Genomic DNA, 15,439 nt, shown 5'->3' with positions numbered 1-15,439 from the left:
CTCCACGCGCTGCTTCCACTTCGGTGGTCGACGAAGCCGGCTTGTGGGATCTAGTCCTCGAGCACGGCCAGGGACCAGCACCAGCCGGCCAGCTCGCGGGCGATGGCGACGTTGGCGACCACGTGGCGCTTGCGACGGGCCCGGAAAGCGTCCCAGCGATCATGCAGTCGCCGGTTGCCGGCATCGCCGCGGGCAGGGGCGGCCGGCGAGGCCAACTCCCATCGGTCGCGGATGGTCTTGCCGGTCACGTAGCGGGCGCGGTGGTGCCAGGCCGCTTCGATGAGGAGTCTGCGGACGTGGGTGTTGCCGGTCTTGGTGATCGATCCTTGGACCCGGGACGCCCCCGAGGAGGACTCCGAGGGGACCAGGCCGACGAACGATCCGATGGTGTTGCCGGTGCCAGTCGCCGATCTCGACCGCCAGCGCCAGCCCGGTCAGGGCACCGACCCCGCGCAGACAGCCAAGCCGCCGTACCAAGGGTGTGAACTGGCTGTCGGCGGCCATCGCCTCGATCGCGGTATCGAGGCGGTCGCGGCGGGCCTGGACGGCCAGTACGGCGTCGTAGTCGGACTCGAACGTCAACTGCAGCGCCACCGAGTCGAACCGCTGACCTCGCAGCCACGCATCGTGCGCGCCGGTCCATGCCTGCCCGCCGGAGTAGACGATGCCTTGGCGCAGCAAGAGCTTCGACAGCCGATGCCTCGCGCGCATCAGATCCGCGCGGGCGTCCTCGCGGGCCCGGACCAGGTCCCGGGCGGTCTCTTGTTCCACGGTCGGGACCGACACCGGCGTGAACTCGTCCAGCCGCAACAGCCGGGCCAGATGCACCGCGTCCTTGGCGTCGGTCTTGACCCGATCACCGCTGGGTCGCTGCAGCTTGCTCGGCGCGACCACCTCGCAGCGGATCCCGGCCGCGGTCAGTGACCTTGCCAGCCCGAACCCGGTCGGGCCGGCCTCATAGGCCACCGCCACCGGCCCCGGCAGATCACCCAACCAGGATCGGATGTGCTCATGAGACGGCGCCAGTCTCGCCTGCACCAACTCGCCCGTGACACCGTCGATCGCCGCCGCGACCACCGACCGGGCGTGCACATCCAGCCCCACACTCGTACGCTCGATAAACACCGGGGCCTCCCACAAATGTCGGATAGACCGAGCAGGCAGCCCCTACTCGGTAACCCACGAATCTTGTGAGTGAGGCCCCGGCCCGCAACCCCGCCACCACGACGGCGTCACGTCATACCGTCTAGCGAAGCAACGATCCGCTTACGCGCTCCCACCGGGAACGGCCGAGCAGTGCGTTGCCGGCCTGAAGGCCGCTAACGACGGCAGCCTCGATACAGCCAGCGTTGATGCCGCAGTCCGTCCAGTCGCCCGCGAGCACGAGGTTCCGATAACCGCTGCTGTCCGGCCGCATCCGGAAGCGATCGGTCCCCGGAAGGGATTGGACATATTGGTCGGATGGGTCGGTGTTCGCCGTCCAGTACTGGGTATCGAATCGCTCCTGGCCCAGCGCGTCACTTTGCCCGCACAGGAGGTCCCAGCGGAAGTCACCGGTATCGGGATCGGTCGCATGCGGCCAGAAGGCAGAGCTGTGGCGCCGAAGAAAACCGATGGCCTGGTCGTGCGTGTAGTCACCCGCATCACGCCCCGTACCCGCTTCAGGTGGGAGCGTGCTGCAGAAGTAGGCTACCGTTCGGGGCGGCTCGGTCTCGGTCCACTCTTCAAACTCGGCAACGTGGGAGACGGAAGCCCAAGTATCGAACGGCTTCGCGAACGCGCTCATGGTCGTGCCGGGATGGGCCCAGCCGAGCGCAGCCTCTGCGGGTTTCAGCCACAGTTGGAAGGCGTGGGTTGAGACGGAGCCAATATTGTCTACCATCGCGCGCCAGTCCGAACGCTGATCCATCAGTCGGGTGCAGGCGCGACGCGCCGCAGCCGGGGGCATGGCGAGCACCAACAACTCGAAATCTCGTCCATAGCAGAGTTCCTCGACTTCGGCCATAGCCCCTAGACTGGGCGGCGACGAACTGTGGCGCGCTGCGCCGGGCTGGAGCACCCGCAACTGACGCCAGTCCGGCTCACTGGGAAAGCACGGAAGTCCCTTGACCGTCGTCAGGGGGTTGTACTGCTGCACGCCGGGTGCGAGGGGGATGGTCCGTCCGACAGTGATCGAGTTGATGGACGATCCGTCCCGGGACGGCACCAACTCGACCACGGGGGTCATGAAGCGAAACTGAACACCTCGGGCGACCAGCGATTGGTACAGCGGCGCGAAGACCACGTCGCCCATTCCGGCCCGCGTCCTCCAGAAGATGGAACCCTTGTAGTCCAACCATAGCTTGGCCGACAGGAACAGTCCCCAGCCCGCCGCAAACCTTGGGCGTGCCGGATCACCGTCTTCCAGCGAGAAAACCAGGTCGTATTGACCTCGTACGATTGCCGATTGCAGCGTAGTCGGTTGCACCCGATGTCGGATCAGCCAGTCCTTGAACTCCAGGTGATTGATCGCGTCGTACGCCTGGCGATCGTCGTAGAGCTGATCGGCGATCATGCCGCCCAACACTGCACGGACCAGATCGACAAGTTCATGCAGCCGACGCGCGTTCGGGTCGACCCTGATGAGGGGTGCGAGGCGGGCGAGCAGCGGCGCCAGGGTCGCGTCGACTGCGGCTGCCCCGGCCGGACCAGCGAGCCGCTGGGCTCCATGGCTCGCCAATTGAAGAAGCTGGTTGCTCGCGGCAAGGAGTGTCGAGGCGAGCGCCCGAACGGCGGGCGAAGAGCGAGGGGTGCGGGGCGGGTGTGGTGAGGCGGCCAACGTCACCGTTCCCCTTTGGGCCGCATCGAATCGCAGCGATGCATAGAAGTCGCGGATCAGCAGAGCGCTGCGGACTAGAAGGTCTGGACCAAAGAGACCGCCAGCGTCGCTCCCGGCGTCGCCTGGCAGAAGTGTGTTACCCGAGAACCTCGCTATCCAAGGCAACCAGCCGGAGGAATCGATGTCGAAGAGTCCCAGGTCGTTAGCGGGGATGAAAGCGTCTCGCCACGTACGGATCGGACAGGACGGATCGGTCCGAGCGCGATCCAGCTCTGCATAGCAGTCGCGTATCAACCGAAAGGCGTTGTCGTAGTGGCCGAGCCAGACGTGCAGGCCGTGTTCCTCGATGCGACCATGTGGACCGCGGCTGGAAGCTCCTTTACCGCCGAGCCGGAAGCTACGCTCGACCACGGTGATGGAGGAGAAGCGCTCTCGCCAGCCAGCTTCGGAGAGCCGCCAAGCCGCCGCAATCCCCGCCATTCCACCGCCGAGGACCATCACTCGGGGCGCGCCTGCTGCTGCCATCTGCTGATTTAAGCACGAGTGGGGCCATGGCCGTGCAGATCACGGCCGTCGCGGGTCGCTCTACCGCACGCAGAAACCTGGTCGCCGCCTTGCGGACTTAACGGTCCGTTCCAGTTCGGTGTGCATATGCTTCAGCCCAGCGGATCGGTGGATAGGAACCTGCGCTGGTCACGAGGCCGCAGACAGTCTTCTGGTTCAGAATGTCCCAGTCCGATGTCTCAAGACACACCGGACTGATGTCTCCAGAGATCTCGGACTAGATGTGATGTCGAGAGAGGTTGTCCCGACCGATGGCGGTGAGTCGGTCTGACAGCTGAAGGCCTCCGGTTTGTGAAGTGGAGCTGTCTACGGAACCGCTTCACACCAGGAGGCCTTCGTGTCCCAGTCAACGCGACGCTGACTCCACGGACGCGGTTACGGCTGGCGCGCCTGATCGTCGAGCAGGGCTGGAGCTGTGCTACCGCGACGAAGATGTTCATGGTCGCGCCGCGCACGGCCGCAAATGGGCCGAGCAGTGCCGGCCGAAGGCCCGGCCGGGATGGTCGATCGCAACTCGAGGCCGCACCACAGCCCGAGCACGACACCACCGCATGGGGTACGCCGGATCGTGCGGCTGAGGTGGTGACTGCGGCTCGGCCAGGTACAGATCGCCGGTCGCCTCGGCGTACCGGCCTCGACCGTGCACGCCGTACTGGTCCGCTGCCGCATCAACCGATTGACGGGTTCACCGCCGAACCGCCACGCCGCTACGAACACGACCACCCCGGCTCCCTCATCCATGTCGACGTGACCAAGTTCGGCAACATCCACGACAGCGGCGGCTGGCGCTACCTGGGCCAGCATCAAGGCAAACGCAACGCCCAGGCCACCGCCAGGAGCCGCACCGGCTACACCGACAAGTACCACCCAAACAACGGCACCCGCCTACCTTCCACCGCACCCTGGCAGACGGCTGGGCCACCCACCCATCAACTGACTAACCAACGACCCTGGACATCACAACTAGTGCCCGATGCGGCTGTGGCACCACTTGCCGGCCGCAGCTGATCCCAGCCGGCGCCCCGTGGACGTGCGAAGATCACTCTTAAATCGCCGCGTGGTGCACGAGTGTACGGTGAAGGTGTGCGGCCGGACGCTGTTCAGCGCGGCCAGCCGGGGCCGGGCAAGGGATCTGGAGTCAGGACCGGAACAGACAATGCCTGACTTTCTTCTGAGCGGTCGAGGAGCATGCAGCGCCCTGGCGAGCCGTCGATGTAGCGGAACCCGCCGAGGCGATGAAGAGCCCCTCACATCACCGCAGGGACTCGCCGGACAGAGTCCACCTCGGAGCATCGGACCGCCGGCATCTGCGCGCCCGCCCGTACCAGGTCGTCATAGAAGACAGCGAACCCTCGCTCAGTGAAGAAGACCTCGACGCCAGCCAACGTGAACAGGCTCGACTTCTCGTCTTCGCCGAAAATCCCTCCGGCTCGAAGCCGATCCAACCCGTGTCGTCTCGGCAGATGTAGAGGTCGTCCTGGCAGATGTAAAGCAGGCCGGTCAGGTTCGCCATACCGATCGGACAGCCGCGCGCACCCGCCGCGTCGTAGAACACGACCATGTCCTGCTCCATGTAGAAAGACATCGCCCTCCGCATCGCGGCGTATAGCAACCTGTCTGGGGCCTGACACCAACGGCGGCGTCTTGCGGTACATCAGCGAGAACCCCACGACTGCACCCTGCTCCCTACCGCGGCGGCATGACCGAGCGCAGCCCGAACAGGCTCACCCGCGAATCATGCCGCGGAACCACGTGCCGGGCCTGCGCCTCTCCGACGTCGATAATCAAGCTGATGTTCGGCCGAAAGCTTCCGGAGTCCGGAGCCTCGATGATCAGCCGCACCGCCGCGGCACCGGGCACGATGAACGGCGCAAAGCGTCCGACGGGGAAGCCGTTGAAGGTGGCCTCTTGGACCTCGAGGTCGTCGCCGAGCGGGGCCACAACCGCGACCCGTTCCACGATGCCGGACGCCCTGCCCCGGTTGCGGATCTTGATCTCGATGGCCTCCCGGTTCGCGTCGATCCGCGACACGAGCCGTGGCCGGAACCCGCTGGCAACCCACTGCCAGCCGGTGAGGAACAACCCGGCCACACCGAGCGCCGCAGTCGAGATGGCACTGATCCAGTCCGTCGCGCTCGACATTTACCCGGCCTGCCCGTCGTGGTCGCACATGCAGACGAGCCCGCTCCTCGGCCCTAGCACTTCGCGGATCGCGCAACTACCGCAACCCGGCGCGCACAGGCCGCGGCTCGGCAGCGCGCAGTGTCGGGCCTCGAGCATCTCGACCACAGGCGGCCCGGCGAGCGGGATGCTCATCGTAGTCGTTCCTCCGGGCAGGTCCACGAAGGCGGTGAGCTCCTCGCGCGGAGAGTCGTCGTCGGGGGCGGACACCCCGCGAACCGGGGACACGGCGACGAACGTGACCCACCGGTGGGCGTGCACGGGCGGGCGTGTCCGCGTCTCCTCGACGGCGTAGTCCCACGACGACGTATCCAGGATCGGGACATAGCCCAGCGACAGCGCGCGCTGGATGTCGGGTGATCGACTCTCTCGCTGGTCACGGATACGCGCCGGGACGGGAAAAGCGTCATTGGCCAGGAGGTCACCGAGCTCCAGGCGATCGCCATCGGAGCCGCGTTCTGGACCGTACATCAGGTCGGCCACGGCGCTTTGGCCCTCCTGGAGCAGTGGGATCAGGATATTCACGCCTCCTCCTTCGCTGCAGAGTCATAGCACCGCGGAACGATGCATCAATCCCGGGCAGCTGCCTGATGTCGCTGTTCAAGACGACATTCCCGTCGTCCAGAACCAGGAGCGGAGCGTTACCGATCACATCTATGTCTTCGGTGTTCGGCACCTTCCACCCCAACTTCATCCCCGGGCCATGGATCGCCAGGGTCCCTCCATCGGTGCGAAGCGTGCAGAGACCAACCGGCTTCCCCGTGGTGTTGGACGCCCAGACGACCGAACTCGCCGGCCCATGCACGACGAGATTCCCGTCACCTTGGAAAGCGAGTGTGTACTCCTGCTGGGCGACGTCAGGATATCGCCGGGATAGAGAGCCTGGCCAGGCTTCATCTCGCTGTCCTGCGCTGTTGGCAATTGTGCGATCCCGCTGGTGATGCTCCATGGCACGCCCATGGTGTGTATCCCCTCTCGATGCCGGTCGCTCGACCTTCACGCTCCCGATCAGGAGTCGAGGCCCCCACTCCGCTCCTCATCTGTCGGATGCGAGAAACCACTCGGAAAATACGGTGTCCGGCGCACGAACGACCCGCGGGTCCCGTCTGCCTGCCAAACAGCTCTTTTGGGCTTGCGGCCTAGTGCCGCGCGTCTGATGTCTTCTGACGGTTGGCCTTGTTGAGGATCTGGTCTGCGGTCTTGGTCCAGGCGAACGGGTGGGATCGGTCGTTCCAGCCGGTGATGAAGGCCCGGATCTTGGCGGTGAGGTCGTTGACGGATCGGAAGGTGCCGCGGTGGATGGCTTGGCGTTCGATGATGGAGAACCACACCTCGACCAGGTTCATCCAGGACGCGTGGGTCGGGGTGAAGTGCACGCTGACGCGGGGGTTGTCGGCCAGCCAGGCCTTGATCTTGGGGTGTTTGTGGGCGGCGTAGTTGTCCATGACCAGGTGCAGTTCGCGGCCGGGGTGGGCACGGGCGACCTGCTTGAGGAACGCCAGGAACTCTTGGTGGCGATGCCTCGGTTTGCAGGCCGCGGTGACCTGGCCGGTGGCGATCTCCAGCGCGGCGAACAGGGTCGTGGTGCCGTGCCGGACATAGTCGTGCGAGCGGCGTTCGGCCAGCCCCGGCTGCAGCGGCAGGATCGGCGCCGTGCGGTCCAGCGCCTGGATCTGGCTCTTCTCGTCCACACACAACACCACCGCGTTGTCCGGCGGCGCCAAATACAGCCCGACCACGTCGGTGACCTTGGCCACCAGCTCGGGATCGGTGGAGAAACGAAACGACTCCGACCGCCACGGCTGCACCCCGAACTCACGCCACGCCCTGGCCACCGTGGCATCCCCGATCCCCAGATGCCGCCCCAACAACCGCGACGACCAGTGCGTCACCCCGTACTTCTTCGGCGGCGGCCTCAACGTCGCGGCCACGATGCCCCGATGATCAACCGTCCGCGGCCGGCCCGCACGCGGCTCGTCGTCCAGCCCAGCCAGCCCCCGCTCGGCGTACCGATCTCGCCACCCGATCACCGTCGGCCGCGACACCCCGACCAACTCCGCGATCCTGGTGTTCGACACCCCCTGCGAGGCCAGCAACACGATCCGCGCCCGCTGCGCCAACCCAGCCCGCACACTCGACGCCCGCATCAACGCGACCAGACCCGCCTCGTCACCCTCACGCAACACCAACGCAGCCGCAGGACGATTCGCCATGCCTCATCATCCCAACCACCAACCGTAAATCAACTAACGACGCGCGGCACTAGCACCCGCGCACGGTGGCACAACCAGGTCCGATGGGCCGGGACGGTGCCGAAAACGACCGTCTCCGAACGGTCGGCTCCTGCTGCGGGCCAAACCTGGAGTGGTTTGCCGCGTAGCACCGAGGCACCTTCGACGCGGCGTATCGGATCAACCCGGCGTGCCGACCTCGCTTCCTCCCCTCTCCGACCGGCGACCACGTTGGCATGGTGGCTTGAGGTCTGCGCCGTCACCCAAACGCGGCAACCCGCCAGGCGCTCCGGATCGGGCCGGCGTCGAGGGCCGCAACGGTGACGTCGAACCCGGGCACCCGGCTCGACCAGGTTGGCGCATCGGGCCGAAGACCAGGGCGAAGGTGGTCATCAGCTCGAAGTACACGATCGCCTTCAAACCGATCCGGCCGACCGACTTCACGTCACCGACCTTGGCGATCCGCGTGACCATGTCACAGAAGACCAGCGGCGCGACGATCTTCTTTGATCAGCTGGATGAAGGCGTACCCCGCGCGGCTTGAGATCCGCTCCGAGCAGTCGTCGGCAGCTCGACCGGTGCAACTCCCGAGGTCGAGTTATGCAGCACGGGACAGATGACCTACGCCTTCAGATGCTCATCCGAAGCCTCCTGCCGCAAGCATCCGGAGACTCCGACGAGGCGAGGTCGTCGAGCACGTCGCCGTCGCCGAAAGCGGCTGGCGTCATCAAACTCGCCGGCCTCGGCCGCATCGCTACGGCCAAGTGGTGTCGGTCCGAGACGGCCTTTACGACGTACCTCCTGTCACCCGAGTGCCGGCCGGGGTTTCCTGCACACCTCTGTACGCACCCGAATCAGCGCGAAAGGACGGACAATGATGAGGACTGACGCGTCTATCGCGGCCACTGAATCCCTTACCTGCAAGGCATCTCGCTCACCAGTGGCGATTCACGATCAACGTAGACTGCAACTCAGCGGTTCCGGGGTTCGAGTCGGTCTCCCCTCATCTCATACGCTCAACTGCAGGCGTGTGGATAGTGTGCGTGTTCCTCCTCGGACACCAACGCTGAAGCCACGCAGGGCGGGGCTTATGGCGACTTCGGCCGTTCTGGTCTCGTGGTTGCAATTCACTTGCAGATCCAGCACCTCGTACAGCTCTCCGACCGGCGTGACGAGGACACCTCAGTCCACACGAAGCTCGCTTCCGAGAGCGGCCGCCGCGACCGGCGGATCGAGCTCAGGCGACGTGGAAGGCGGGAGGCTCGGCGAGCGCGAAGAGGCGGTCGAACACCGCGACCCGGTCGAACTGCAACGCGTACGCCCGCGCGCGCCGCTCGGCCTCCGCCCGCTGCTCGCGGGTCCAGTCGCACACGACCTCGTCAAGGACGGTCCGCAGGGTGGCCGGGTCACGCTGCGGCACCAGCAGGGCCGTATCACCGACCGCCTCGGGTACGCCGCCGGTCGCGCAGGTGATGATCGGCCCGCCGCCGGCGAGAGCCTTCTCGACCAGCGCGATCCCGAACGTCTCCACGAACTCCGGCTGCTCGCGTGTCGGCAGCACGAACGCCGCGCTCCCGGCCATCAGCGCCGGCTTCTCCGCGTCGTCCACGTCGGTCAGCACCTGCACCCGCTCGCCCAGGCCCGCTGCAGCCACCCGCGCCACCACCGCATCTTCGTGCGGCCCGCGCCCGGCCAGGACCAGCGGCACCCGCTCGGCCGACCGCGACCCGGCGTAGGCGTCGATCAGGTCGTCGACCCCCTTCGCCGAGGCGATCCGGGACAGGAACAGTACGTACCCGTCCCTCGAAAGGCCGCGGTGGGCAAGATCTTCGGCGATCCTGTCATCAGTGAGCGACAGGTAGGTCCAGGAGTCGACGGCTGGGTAGGAGATGGCGATCCGCTCACGGCATCGCTGCGCGAACGTCGTACCGCGCATGCCGTCGAGGGTTGCTGCCGAGGCCACGATCAGGTCCCTGGTGTACGCCGACACCGCCACGCAGTGGTCGGCCGCCAGGTAGACCGACAGGATGTACGCCGCCGCCCCGAACCGGCCGGTGGCAACACACTCGCGCACCACGTTGGTGATGTCGGAGCCTACCGCCTCAGCCACAGTGATGACCCGTGCGGGCCCGATCCGGCGCGCCACCTGGACGGCCTCCTGTACGGCGATCGCATGCGGGCTCAGGTACAGCGACATCGCCACCGTCGGTACCCCGTCGCTGAACAGCTCGACCAGCCGCCCGATGAGCCCGGACAGGAGGCGCCCGTCCGGAACCCGGTAGTCGCCAACTGGATCGGGCCGCTCCACGGTGATGCCAGGGCTGTACGGCAGCACGCGATCGAGTGGTTTCAACGGCAGCCCGGTCGCCTCCAGCGCATCCAGCGGCCAGGTCACGATCCGTACGTCGTCGAACCCGCGGGTGAGCGCCACCTCCGCGAGGCACCGGGCCTCACCGGAGTGCCCACAGATCACTGGGTCTGCGCGGACAACAATGACCAGGCGGCGGTTCGGTGTGGACGGGACGAGCGTGTCGGCAGCGATATTCATGCCTCACCTCCAGCGGTGTGCAGCGGGTCGGATGTGGATGGTGGCCTGGTCCGGGTGCCCCAGCCTGAGGGCTGAGGGCCGAGCTCGATGTGCAGGTTGCGGATGTGCCGCAGTTCCATGCCGGAGATCCAGGGGCGTTCGAGTGTCTTGCCGTCTACCGCGACGGATTGGACGTAGGAGACCGGCCCTCCTGCCTCGACCGGCTCGAATCCTGTTGTGGTGATCGAAAGCTCGCCCTCCGGTAGCCGGCTGGTGGATTCCGCCACGGCCGGCGCGCTCACCAGGAACAGGTTCTGCCCGGCCACCGGGAACAGCCCGAGCGTCGCCCACACGTACCACGCCGACAGCCCGCCGGAGTCGTCGTTACCTGGCAGCCCGCCCCGACCGGTGCCGAACTGGTTGGCGACCGCGGCATGCACCACCTCGGCGGTTCGGTCCGGCCGTCCGGCGTAGTGGTAGGACCACGGCGCCTCGTAGTCCGGTTCGTTGTTCAATCCTTCGAACCGGCACAGGCCGTACCCGGAGTTCATCTCGGCCACGCCCGGCGTCACCCCTGGCTGGGTGACCGGTGCCGCGTCGTACCCGAAGAACCGGTCGAGCAGCCCCACGAACGCCGCATCGCCGCCGGCGAGCGCGATGCGGGAGCGCATGTCGTGCAGCAGCCGGAAGGAGTAGTTCCACCGGCCGCCCTCGTAGAACGTCGAGTCGCGCAGCAGGCCGGTGTCGGGGTCGTACGCCGCCTGCCAGCCTTTGGCGAGGTTGCGCATCTGCTGGGCCAGCGTCCGGTCGCGCACCTTGTGGGCGATCGCCGCGGTGCAGTGGTAGGCGTACGCCAGGTCGAGGGTGTGGCTGATCGGGTGCGCGACACCGTGCACCAGGTAGTCCTCGCCGTACGTCCGGCGCAGGTCCATCTCCAGGTGCACCATGGCCCAGTCCCAGTCGATACCCGGCAGATCCAGCTGGCACAGGTCGGCCAGGAACGTGTGCGCGAGCGCGCTGCCCTGCCGGGAGAACCGGTCGGCGCCCTTGGCCATCCGATAGCCGATCGGGAGGTTGCCCTCCTGCTCGGCTATCGACAGCATCGCGCCGGCCAGCGCGACCGAACGCTGCGGGAACAACGTGGTCATCAGTGGCAGCTGGGTACGGTAGATGTCCCACATGGTGCAGATGTCGAACGCGTAGGGGCCCTCGGTCGTCCACGACGGACTCTCGTCCGGGGCGAAGCACGGCTTGACCATCGAGTGGTAGAGCGCGGTGCCGAAGACCGTTGCCTGGTCGTCGGACTCGGCCTTGATCGCAACCTTGGCGAGGTGGTCGCGCCAGGTGGCTGCCGTGTGATCGCGCCGCCCGGCGAAGGTGACCTGGCTGCGGCCGACCTCCGTGTGCAGGTTGTCGCGGGCCTTCTCACACCCGCGCAGGGAGAACCCCAGCCGCACCTCGACGGTCTGCTCGGCACGCGAGGGACCCATGAACATCACCCCGAACGGCCGCAGTGTGGTCGGCCGGATGTAGTCGAAGTCGAGGCGGGTGCCGCCAGGCATCAGGCGCCGGTCGTACCACAGCAGTTGCCGCCAGCCGGGGGCGTCGACCTCCAGGTGTACGGCCAGCGGCACCCCCTCCACGTGGATCTCCCCCTGGGCCACCCCAGGCTCCAGCATCGCCAGGTGCGCCTTCAGCGGCACCGTCCGGCTGTGCGGGATGGCCAGGCCGCCGGTCGATGCGTCGATCACGATCCGGGCGGCGTCATGCGCCGGGAAGGTGTACCGATGGACGGCCGACTTGGGGCCGACCGTCACCTCGCAGCGCACCCCGGAGCTCAGCGTCGCCGCGTAGTAGCCGGGCTCGGCCACTTCCTCCAGCAGGTCCCAGGTGGTGCCCAGGTCGTCGAGCGGACCGAGCATCGGCGTGACCCGGAAGTAGTTGTAGTACTTGCGGATCGCGCCAGTGCCGGACTGCTGGAAGTGAGTGAAGCCCGAGGCGACCGGGCGGTCGTACAACAGGTCGGGCACGCCCTCGGTGTTGAAGTCGTACAGCCCGTAGCCGGTCGGGTAGGCACCGGAGTACGGACAGGCCGACACCATCCCGAAGGGGTGCATGGCGCCCGGGTGCGTGTTGCCGACCTGCGGCTTGGGCCACCACCAGGTCGCAGCCAGGCCCTGGGGCGAGGGCAGGTCGGTGGCGCCGGTCCCGATGAACGGGTCGACGTGCTCGTACATCGGCTCACCGCCTCGCGCGGCTGACGTGGACTCTCAAGGTAAGAAGTGCATGTTTCAGCCGCGTGACCGAAGGAGACGCGCAGGTTACGTCGCGAAGGATCTCCGGAGAGGCACCGAGAATCTCGACATCAACCCGCAGACCGTCACACAGGACGAGTTCGCCGGAGCATGGCGGTGAGGACCGGCTCGGTTCACTGCCGAGGTTTTAGTCGCTTGGTCGGGACGGCGGTGAGTGGATCTTCCGGCCACGGATGGCGGGGGTAGCGCGCTCGCAGGTCGGCGCGCACCTGGGGATAACCCTGCTTCCAGAAAGAGGCGAGATCGCTCGTGATCGCGACCGGGCGCCGTGCGGGCGACAGTAGGTGCAGAACGACTGGGACACGACCGTCCGCGACGGCCGGAGTGGCAGTCCAGCCGAATACCTCCTGCAGCTTCACCGCGAGGACCGGCGGCTCGACACCGTCGTACGCGAGTCGCACCTCGGAGCCCGATGGGACCCGGAGCCGTTCCGGTGCGAGTTCGCCGAACCGGGTTGCTGCGGGCCATGGCAGCAGTCGCCGAAGCGCCGAAGCCACGTCGATGTGGGCAAGATCGCGCGCGCCTCGCACCGAGGCAAGCTCGGTACCGAGCCATTCGTCAAGATCGGCCAGGAGTGCCTCGTCGTCGACCGCAGGCCACGGCGCTCCGAGGTGGGCATGGCAGAACGCGAGCCGCTCCCGCAAGGCGAGCGCGGCCTCCGACCAGCGCAGTACGGACAGACCGCTGCGCCGGATACCGTCGCGGACGGCCGCTTGGACGAGCAGCCGGTCGGGGTTTGCCAGCGGGACGTCGTTCAGCACGATCGCCCCGAGTGCCTCGACGCGCCGCGTCACGATCCGGCCGTCGTCCCAGCGGATCTGGTCGGTGGTCGAGACGAGGTCGCCGGCGATGTCTCGCGCGGTCTGCTCATCGATCGGGGCCGCGGAACGGATCCTGGCGTCGGCGCGACCGGGTGCCCGGTCAGCAACCGCGATCGCCAGCCAGGTCGTGGTCCGCAACGGCGACTGCGGATCCAGCGCAGCACCCGTGCCACCAGACATCTGGTACGTCGCCGAGTCGACCCCCCGGACCCGCGCAATCCGATCCGGATACGCCAACCCCACCACAACCCCGACCGCAAGATCATCCGGTACTACGCGCGTCCCCCGACCAGCCGGCCCACCAATCGCCGGCCGCACTCCATCGCCATCCAACGGGGCGCCGGTCGTCGTGCCTCGGCCCAGGCGCTTTGTTTCTTCTCGCCAGCGGGCCGTGGCTCCGCGGTCCTCGCCGCGGCGGAGGGCTCGCCAGCGGGCCGGTAGATCATCGCCGAAGTCGCGGCCGGAGTCGTCCGAGAGCATCGCGACGACCTCGCGTGCCCGGTCGGCGCCGACCCGTGGTGTCCCGTCCAGCAACGCACGAGCCAACCGGGGATGCGCCCCGATCGCCACCATCCGCCGTCCCCGCTCAGTGATCCGGCCGCCGTCGTCAACGGCATCGAGGCGGCGCAGCAATTCGGTGGCCGCAGTCATCGCCACCACCGGCGGCGCCTCGAGCAAGCTCAGACCGTCACCAGCAGGCGCACCCCACGCCGCGAGGTCGAGGGCGAAGGCTGCCAGATCGGCGATCGCAATCTCCGGTGCCGCATGATCGTCGAGATGCGCGTGGTCGGTGGCAGACCAGCACCGATAGACGCGGCCAGGCGCCTCCCGCCCGGCGCGACCCGCTCGCTGGTCGGCCGACGATCTCGAGACCCGGCAGGTGACCAACGCACCGAGGCCACGGGATTGATCGGTCCGCGGCTCCCGGGCAAGACCCGAGTCGACCACAACCCTGACCCCCGGCACAGTCAGCGAACTCTCCGCGACCGACGTCGTGACCACGATCCGGCGAGTGGCGGACGACGCCAACGCGCGCTCCTGTTCAGCCCTGGACTGGCGACCGAACAACGGCAGGACATTCTCACCGGCCAACCGGCGAGTCACGCCGTTGATCTCGGCCTCCCCCGGGACGAACACGAGGATGTCGCCGTCGTTCTCGGTCAGTGCACGCCGGACGACGGCCGCGACGTGATCCAGTAAGCGCGGGTCGACCCGCCCACCGGGAAGCAGCGGCACGGGGACCGGTGGTGGGGCCCACTCGATCGCGACGTCGTACAGCGCAGCAGAAGCGGTGATCACAGGAGCTGGAACCTCAGCGCCCAAGGCGCGACTCAGCCTGATCGTGTCCGCCGTGGCCGAGGTCGCGACGATCGCCAGGTCGTCCCGAAGATTCGCCCGGATGTCGACGCAGAACGCGAGCAGCAGATCGGCATCGAGGTGCCGCTCGTGGCACTCGTCGATCACAATCGCGGCGACACCCGGCAACTCCGGGTTCTGCTGCAGACGCCGTACAAGGAGCCCTGTCGTCACCACCTCGACACGGAGTCCCTGGCCGCCGCTGCGTTCACCGCGCATCGCGTAGCCGATCCGCTGCCCGAGCGGTTCGCCGACCAGCATCGCCAGCCGGACCGCAGCCGCGCGGGTTGCCATCCTTCGCGGCTCGGCGACGATGATCGTGCCCCCGAGCGCGTCGCCCAGCGCAAGCGGCAACAGCGAGGTCTTCCCCGATCCAGGCGGCGCAACCAACACCGCAGTACCGCGCGAACGCACCGCATCGACCGTGGCAGGCAGAACCGCCCGGACAGGCAGATCCGCCCCCGGCACCGACGACTCAGGCAACAACACGCCCCGACGCTAGCCGACCACCACCACAGAACCGCCCAGCCAACCGCAAGCGGATTCACCCAAGCCACCGACTCGGAATCGAACGGCGCCTCGAAGCCGGCGTACCGGCCAATCTCACCGGCCGCATCTGCCGGATC

10 protein-coding genes and 2 pseudogenes are annotated in these 15,439 nt (G+C 67.4%); 1 reads left to right on the top strand and 11 read right to left on the bottom strand.

Annotation, left to right across the window (positions count from 1 at the left end; genetic code table 11):
• Positions 1-50: 50 nt before the first annotated feature.
• The 3 genes and pseudogenes from OG876_RS44135 to OG876_RS32720 form a co-directional block, all read right to left on the bottom strand.
• Positions 51-368, bottom strand: a complete 318-nt coding sequence (locus OG876_RS44135; protein WP_442914194.1) for a transposase — start codon at positions 366-368, stop codon at positions 51-53.
• Between the two features lie 31 nt (positions 369-399).
• Positions 400-1,092: pseudogene (locus OG876_RS32725) on the bottom strand (IS110 family transposase); the annotation flags it as partial.
• A gap of 154 nt (positions 1,093-1,246) precedes the next feature.
• Positions 1,247-3,343, bottom strand: coding sequence for an FAD-dependent oxidoreductase (locus OG876_RS32720; protein ID WP_328520540.1), 2,097 nt, complete (start codon positions 3,341-3,343; stop codon positions 1,247-1,249).
• Between the two features lie 330 nt (positions 3,344-3,673).
• On the opposite strand from OG876_RS32720, the pseudogene OG876_RS32715 reads away from it, so the two are divergent.
• Positions 3,674-4,279 (top strand): annotated as a pseudogene (locus tag OG876_RS32715) (leucine zipper domain-containing protein); the annotation flags it as partial.
• 355 nt (positions 4,280-4,634) lie between these two features.
• On the opposite strand, the gene OG876_RS32710 reads toward OG876_RS32715, so the two are convergent.
• The 8 genes from OG876_RS32710 to hrpB form a co-directional block, all read right to left on the bottom strand.
• Entirely contained in the window at positions 4,635-4,943 is a 309-nt protein-coding gene (locus OG876_RS32710; RefSeq protein WP_328520539.1) for a hypothetical protein, read from the bottom strand.
• A 125-nt stretch (positions 4,944-5,068) separates the two neighbouring features.
• Positions 5,069-5,473 (bottom strand): hypothetical protein, encoded by a 405-nt coding sequence (locus tag OG876_RS32705; RefSeq protein ID WP_328520538.1) that lies wholly within the window; start codon positions 5,471-5,473, stop codon positions 5,069-5,071.
• A gap of 51 nt (positions 5,474-5,524) precedes the next feature.
• A complete protein-coding gene (locus OG876_RS32700; protein WP_328520537.1) occupies positions 5,525-6,088 on the bottom strand; it encodes a hypothetical protein in 564 nt (187 codons plus the stop codon).
• 614 nt (positions 6,089-6,702) lie between these two features.
• Positions 6,703-7,776, bottom strand: a complete 1,074-nt coding sequence (locus OG876_RS32695) for an IS630 family transposase (RefSeq protein WP_442914044.1) — start codon at positions 7,774-7,776, stop codon at positions 6,703-6,705.
• A 198-nt stretch (positions 7,777-7,974) separates the two neighbouring features.
• The gene (locus OG876_RS44130) at positions 7,975-8,268 is read right to left on the bottom strand and encodes a hypothetical protein (RefSeq protein ID WP_442914043.1); all 294 of its coding nucleotides are present in this window, start codon (positions 8,266-8,268) and stop codon (positions 7,975-7,977) included.
• A gap of 763 nt (positions 8,269-9,031) precedes the next feature.
• Entirely contained in the window at positions 9,032-10,342 is a 1,311-nt protein-coding gene (locus tag OG876_RS32685) for a glycosyltransferase (protein WP_328520535.1), read from the bottom strand.
• Positions 10,339-12,558: a glycoside hydrolase domain-containing protein gene (locus OG876_RS32680; protein ID WP_328520534.1), complete on the bottom strand. Its 2,220-nt coding sequence runs from the start codon at positions 12,556-12,558 to the stop codon at positions 10,339-10,341. The genes OG876_RS32685 and OG876_RS32680 overlap by 4 nt, the downstream gene beginning before the upstream one ends.
• 191 nt (positions 12,559-12,749) lie before the next feature.
• Entirely contained in the window at positions 12,750-15,302 is a 2,553-nt protein-coding gene (hrpB, locus tag OG876_RS32675) for an ATP-dependent helicase HrpB (RefSeq protein ID WP_328520533.1), read from the bottom strand.
• Positions 15,303-15,439: the final 137 nt, after the last annotated feature.

Source organism: Kribbella sp. NBC_00359 (assembly GCF_036097425.1).
Lineage (GTDB): Bacteria > Actinomycetota > Actinomycetes > Propionibacteriales > Kribbellaceae > Kribbella.
This window is presented reverse-complemented; position numbering and strand designations above follow the sequence as displayed.

Coding starts and splice junctions, on each gene's coding strand:
- OG876_RS32720 (WP_328520540.1), bottom strand. CDS start 3,343: ATGGCAGCAGCAGGCGCGCCCCGAGTGATGGTCCTCGGCGGTGGAATG.
- OG876_RS32695 (WP_442914044.1), bottom strand. CDS start 7,776: ATGGCGAATCGTCCTGCGGCTGCGTTGGTGTTGCGTGAGGGTGACGAG.
- OG876_RS32680 (WP_328520534.1), bottom strand. CDS start 12,558: ATGTACGAGCACGTCGACCCGTTCATCGGGACCGGCGCCACCGACCTG.
- OG876_RS32710 (WP_328520539.1), bottom strand. CDS start 4,943: ATGGTCGTGTTCTACGACGCGGCGGGTGCGCGCGGCTGTCCGATCGGT.
- OG876_RS44130 (WP_442914043.1), bottom strand. CDS start 8,268: ATGGTCACGCGGATCGCCAAGGTCGGTGACGTGAAGTCGGTCGGCCGG.
- OG876_RS32685 (WP_328520535.1), bottom strand. CDS start 10,342: ATGAATATCGCTGCCGACACGCTCGTCCCGTCCACACCGAACCGCCGC.